Below are 5,430 nucleotides of genomic sequence, written 5' to 3'. Positions count from 1 at the left end.
CAACATCCAAAACCACAAACCTTAACCGCCAACTATGCGGAAAACGGGCCTAGGGTTTCTGCCACGACAGCCGCAGCCGAGCCGCTGTGGCGCCGACGGGTAAGGGATCAATGAACGAATTGAAGTTTCTGGAGTTGCACGGCGATCGGGTGGCTTACCGCGACGCCGGCGACGGGGAAGTGCTGCTCCTGATCCACGGCATGGCGGGCAGCTCAGCCACCTGGCGGTCAGTGCTTCCGCAGTTGTCGAAGAGATTCCGGGTGATCGCACCGGACCTGTTGGGCCACGGGGAGTCGGCGAAACCTCGGGGCGATTACTCGCTGGGCGCATTCGCGGTCTGGCTACGGGATTTCCTCGACGAACTTGGCGTCAGCCACGCCACCGTGATCGGTCACTCGCTCGGCGGCGGTGTCGCCATGCAGTTCGTCTACCAGCATCCCGACTACGTCAAGCGGTTGATCCTGATCGGCAGCGGCGGCCTCGGTCCGGATGTCGGATGGGTGCTGCGGCTGCTCTCGGCCCCAGGGGCGGAGTTGATTTTGCCGATCATTGCGCCGACGCCGGTGCTCACCGTAGGTAACAAGCTCCGCTCGTGGCTGCGCGGCGCGGGCATTCATTCCCCGCGCGGCGCCGAGTTGTGGAGCGCCTACGCGTCGTTGTCGGATCGGCCGACACGGCAGTCGTTCCTGCGGACGCTGCGATCGGTGGTGGATTACCGCGGGCAGGCGGTCAGTGCGCTGAACAGGCTGCAGCTGCGCGCCGAGCTACCGGTCATGGCGATCTGGGGTGAGAAAGACGACATCATCCCCGTCGACCACGCCTACGCCGCCCACGATGCACGCCGTGACACACGACTCGAGGTGCTGCCTGATGTCGGTCACTTTCCGCAGGTCGAGGCGCCTACAGAGGTGGTCGATCTGATCGAGGACTTCATCGCCACCAGCGAACAGTCCGACGTCGCCGCCCCTGCGCCTAGCTCTTAATCCGGCGGTTCATCCTCCGAGCCCTCCGAGCCGCGGACAGCGGCCTGTTCGCGGTCGCTGGGTTTGCCGGGAACACCTTCGGCTTCTCGTTCGTCGGCGACCTTCTCGTCGAGCTGATCGACGATGTCTTCCAGCTGCTGATCGTGACTCGGTTGCTCTTCGTGAGGTTCCGTCATATCGCTTTCCTCGCCGCAGCATCGCCTCCATGCCCCATGTCACCACCGCCTGGCCGCGCAGTGCCTGTCGGGCGAGGTCGACGAATCGCGCGCGCTCGAATCCGCAAAAGCACGAGTGACCTCGCAAGCTCGAACAACATGTCAGAATCATCGCGGTTATGCGCGGAGGCACCAATGACACACGCCACTATTGCGGCAATGTGTCCCCAAAATGTAACTAGCGTGCGGCCTGCCGGCTACATGCGCGGGGCGCTAGCCAAGCTCATGGGCGACCGCCGCGGGCGCGGCGGATGTTGTCCTGTTCGTGGAACGAGGCATCAGGGCACCAGATGATCGGCCAGTCCAGCCAGGTCGGGTCGATCTCCCGATCGACGAAGAACACGCAGTGTTCCGACTCGGACGGCACCAGCTTCCAGCCCAACTCCTCGCCGCGGAATTCGCGCACCAGCAGTGCGCCCTCAGCAGAGCGGCGCACGGTACCCCTTGGGGCGTCGTTCATGGGACCAGTCTCCACTACTCTGTAGCCGCTAGCAGGAAGCCGAGGACCGAGCGGCTTCACTAAAGTGGCGCAACGCTTTAACTAGGTGAGGCCGTGGTGTTGACAATCAGCACGTCGGTCTGGGCCCTACGTGAGACGTTGCCGGGAACCGAGGCCAACCGGCCGATGATCGGGTCCAGTCCTACCCTGCCGACGACCAGCAGATCGGCCTTAACTTGATGCGCCAGGTCCACAAGCGCATGTGCCGGAGCGCCCCGGATCGCCTGCTGCTCGACGTTCTTGGCCCCGGCCGCCCGAGCGCGGTCGCTGGCCTCTCGCAAGATCGCGGACGATTTGTGCTCGGCCGATGAGCTCGACGAGCATCCCGTCGCAATGATCAGCTTGGCGTCCGACTCGGCGGCAATTTCGGCTGCGCGGTCGACCGCACGCAACGACGTCTGCGAGCCGTCGGTACCGACCACCAGCGTCTGATAGCTGCTCATTTGCCCTCCACGGATCGTCTGCACTGCCCCGAATCAGTTCCAATAACGCCTCCAGTAACCGATTCGGCCAAGCCGCAAACGTCACCAGCGTCAGTTTGCTGTCGTCGGCGCCCGAGTCGATGGCTTCCGTAACGACCGCGCGGTCGAGCTGGCAGACGGTTGTAGACCGGCGCACGCTGCCTGTGCGGCGTTGATGAGCGGCCCATTCTGGACGCGAGTAGGGTGAGACGCATCGGCGGTGTTTTGTCCGCGACCGTTCTGGGGTGCGTCGCCGGTTTTAAAGAATTTGGCCGGTTCCGGTCAAGACAGGAGCGTCGCGATGACGCTAGAAGCGGCCTGCGCGGTGGTGCGCTGAGACCACCGCTACCGGGCCACCACGACCACCGGATCGAACGTTAGGTATTGAGCAATGAACAACCCACCATATACGCTCGACTCATTAGAGCTTGTGGCCCAGCCTATTTCCGCTTCTAGCACGGAACCGTGCTGATGAGTACTCGATTGTCGCCGACGGACGCGATGTGGTTGCACATCCAAGATTCCACAACGGCGGCAGACACCGTCTCGCTGATTGTCATCGAACCGTCCCAGCTGCTCAACCACAAGCGGCTACAGCAGCTGGTGGGCTCGTCGCTGCCGCGACTGGCACGCTTTCGTAGCCGGCTGGTAGGTAAGCCGCTCGGGGTGGGTCAGCCCTTGTGGGCCGAGATCGACGACTACGACCCGAGTTCCCAAATTCATAGCGCAACGATTCGCGCTCCCGGTGGCCGGCGCGAGTTCGCTGAGCTGATCGGCCAGCTCAGCACCGAAGCACATAATCGCCGTGATCGCTGCCAAAAACCGTGGGAAGCATGGAGCATCGACGGCCTGGCGGGCGGCCGGTGGGCGTTGGCAGTGAAGATGTCGCCTGCATTGAACGACGGTGGCGTAGGCGCCGCGTCCGTGTGGTCGCGACTGCTGGGTTCCAGCCCGCATGACCGGGCCACCGATCAACCGACCGAGCCGAGCCTGGGCCCGCCGCCGTCCCTTGGCGAACTGCTTGCCGACACGATGACCGATATCCTCGAGAGCCAGCTCGAAAGCCTGTGGCTCATCGCCGAGGCCGGGACTGGTGTGCTGCAGGCCGTACACGACCAGTTGCGCGGAGCGAGCGAACCCGACACCACGCCGCCAGCGGTGTCGTCGATGAGAGGGCCGTTGCAGCACAACGTGTTCGACGCGCCGTTGACCGAGCGGCGGGCAGTGGCCTTCGCGTCGATCCCTCGAGCGGAGTTGGAGGCGGTCAGCACCGCGTTCGGGGGGACCATCAGCAACGTTTTCCTGGCCGCCTGCACCTTGTCGTTGCGCGCCTGGCTTCAACGCCACGACACAGTGCCCGACGATCCGCTGCAGATGGAAATGCCGCTCGCGCTAACAGACGCCGATCCCACCGCTATTGGCAATCCCTTGATGGTCGGACGAATTCGCATCCCGGTGCAGCTTGACGACCCCGTGCAGGTGCTCACCAACCTCCATACCACTACCGAGCGGCTGAAAACCGCACGCATGCGCGACGACGAAAACACCGGGCCAAGAGTCGGTTACGCATGCATCGGGTCACTGATCCCGTCGGCTGTCGTCCACGCGGGTATGCGCCTGTACAACATACTGGGCCTACGTCAACGGCTCGCCCCGATCTGTCACGGCAGCGTCTCTTATGTCTCCGGTCCGCCGCTTCCGGCGTACTGTGCCGGGGCCAAAGTCGTCGGTATGCCCACCGTGGCGCCGCTGCTGAATGGCCGCGGGCTGAACATCACGTTGACCTCTCACCGCGACGTGCTGGATGTGAGCGTGTGTGTGTGCCCCGACAACGTGCCCGCCGTCGACGACATCGCGACCGGTATCGCTCAATCGGTCGACACCCTGGTGGCCGCCGCACAGAAATCTCCCCGGGGGCAAGGCCGTTCAGTCGTCACCGAGATGGCGTCGCACGCCGTCAAGCATTGGCGCGCCCGCGATTATTAACAGCAGTGGCGCGTTAGCCCGTCAGTAGGTGGTCGATCGTCGACGCATTTGCCGGCGCCGCGGCAGTCATCATGGTGTCGTGTGCGCGGTCCGGGTCGGTATGCGCGGGCACCACCAGCAGGATGATCTTTTTGCGGCTGAGTCCGATTACTTCGATGGTGTTGACCGGCTGCTGGCGGTACCCGTCTAGTCGTACCGTTCGTCCGCTGAACAGCTTCGCCGGAGCGTTCGGCCATTCGGAGAGGTTGTATATCACCCGATCGATAGGGCCGAGTCGTACCGACAGCACCGCCAGCAGATCTGGCAGCTCAATCGGAAGGTCGTCACTGTGCGGCCACCATGCCCCGTCGACGTACCCGGTCGTCGGCGCCTTAGGCTTTAAGCGCAGGCGCGGTGTGTTCTCGGGCGGTGTGTGCTTCAAGCCGGTGGCTGTCCCGCCTCGCTGTAGCGTCATGAGACGCCCCTGTCTTGGCCGCGAACCGGCCAGATCATTCAACCAGCGATGACGCAATCTCAATTGGTCGCGTGCGACATACCGCCGATACCATCACAGTACTCGCAGTCGGTGGGTAAGGCGCAATATAAGTGGGCAGCGGCTAGGTGGTCACCTGGCCGGCGAAAGCAGGTGTGTCAGCGTTGCTTTGGATTTGGCACGTCACTACTCGACGTTGCATGCTCGGCTTTGGCGCGCTTAGCGGCGCGTTTCTGTTTGAGCGTCGTGCTGGACTTCTTGCTCATCGACTGCCGAGGAGATTTGTCGGACATCAGTGACCCCTTCGTATGGGGCCCGGTTGGTCCCAGTTCCCCATACCGTACGCCTCGCAGATGCAGGCGGGCTGGCAGGACACTGCCTGCCAGCCCACCTGTGACGACGACGTCGCTAAACGGGTGTTACTCCCATCGCCTGAGGACCCTTGTTTCCCTGGCCGATGTCGAATTGAACCCGCTGGTTCTCTTCAAGCGATCGAAAACCGCTTCCAGTGATTTCGCTGTAGTGAACGAACACATCTTCTGCGCCGCCGTCAGGAGCGATAAAACCGAAGCCCTTGTCGCTGTTAAACCATTTCACAGTTCCCTGTGCCATACTCTTCAACTTCTTTCATTCAGAACGCATGTACGAAAAACATCCTGACTCAGGCTAGCACGAGCAGCGAGAGGCACCCTTTCCGTTTCCATGTGGCTCCGCGGCGGCGCCGACCAAGTTAGGGTTCCACATCGTGACGGCGCCGACGCGAGCTAACCTGGCCGATGGGCGCGAGTTGCTGTTCTTCGCGCTGCCGGGCCAC

The 5,430-nt window shown here is 63.0% G+C and carries 7 protein-coding genes and 1 pseudogene (1 of these 8 only partly in view); 3 read left to right on the top strand and 5 right to left on the bottom strand.

The annotated features are described in order from the left end of the window. Positions 1–110 precede the first annotated feature (110 nt). Positions 111–983: an alpha/beta fold hydrolase gene (locus tag ACFE99_RS20645; protein ID WP_375488274.1), complete on the top strand. Its 873-nt coding sequence runs from the start codon at positions 111–113 to the stop codon at positions 981–983. Here ACFE99_RS20645 and ACFE99_RS20640 read toward each other — a convergent pair. The 3 genes from ACFE99_RS20640 to ACFE99_RS20630 all read right to left on the bottom strand — a co-directional run bounded on the left by ACFE99_RS20640 (position 980) and on the right by ACFE99_RS20630 (position 2,140). Next, positions 980–1,159: a hypothetical protein gene (locus ACFE99_RS20640; protein WP_375488273.1), complete on the bottom strand. Its 180-nt coding sequence runs from the start codon at positions 1,157–1,159 to the stop codon at positions 980–982. The genes ACFE99_RS20645 and ACFE99_RS20640 overlap by 4 nt on opposite strands. A 262-nt stretch (positions 1,160–1,421) precedes the next feature. Beyond that, entirely contained in the window at positions 1,422–1,658 is a 237-nt protein-coding gene (locus ACFE99_RS20635) for a hypothetical protein (RefSeq protein WP_375488272.1), read from the bottom strand. A gap of 77 nt (positions 1,659–1,735) precedes the next feature. Beyond that, the gene (locus ACFE99_RS20630; protein WP_375488271.1) at positions 1,736–2,140 is read right to left on the bottom strand and encodes a universal stress protein; all 405 of its coding nucleotides are present in this window, start codon (positions 2,138–2,140) and stop codon (positions 1,736–1,738) included. Between the two features lie 489 nt (positions 2,141–2,629). Between ACFE99_RS20630 and ACFE99_RS20625 the strand changes: the two genes are divergently transcribed. Continuing rightward, positions 2,630–4,144, top strand: coding sequence for a wax ester/triacylglycerol synthase domain-containing protein (locus ACFE99_RS20625; RefSeq protein ID WP_375488270.1), 1,515 nt, complete (start codon positions 2,630–2,632; stop codon positions 4,142–4,144). Between the two features lie 13 nt (positions 4,145–4,157). On the opposite strand, the gene ACFE99_RS20620 is transcribed toward ACFE99_RS20625, so the two are convergent. Next, positions 4,158–4,598 carry a DUF5994 family protein gene (locus ACFE99_RS20620; RefSeq protein WP_375488269.1) on the bottom strand — a complete coding sequence of 147 codons (441 nt, stop codon included), beginning with the start codon at positions 4,596–4,598 and terminating at the stop codon, positions 4,158–4,160. A gap of 426 nt (positions 4,599–5,024) precedes the next feature. Next, on the bottom strand, positions 5,025–5,228 hold the full coding sequence (locus ACFE99_RS20615) for a cold-shock protein (protein ID WP_375488268.1): 204 nt from the start codon (positions 5,226–5,228) through the stop codon (positions 5,025–5,027). A gap of 130 nt (positions 5,229–5,358) precedes the next feature. On the opposite strand from ACFE99_RS20615, the pseudogene galT reads away from it, so the two are divergent. Next, a pseudogene (gene galT, locus ACFE99_RS20610) lies at positions 5,359–5,430 on the top strand (galactose-1-phosphate uridylyltransferase); it runs 1,021 nt beyond the window's last position.

Source organism: uncultured Mycobacterium sp. (assembly GCF_964249325.1).
GTDB lineage: Bacteria > Actinomycetota > Actinomycetes > Mycobacteriales > Mycobacteriaceae > Mycobacterium.
This window is presented reverse-complemented; position numbering and strand designations above follow the sequence as displayed.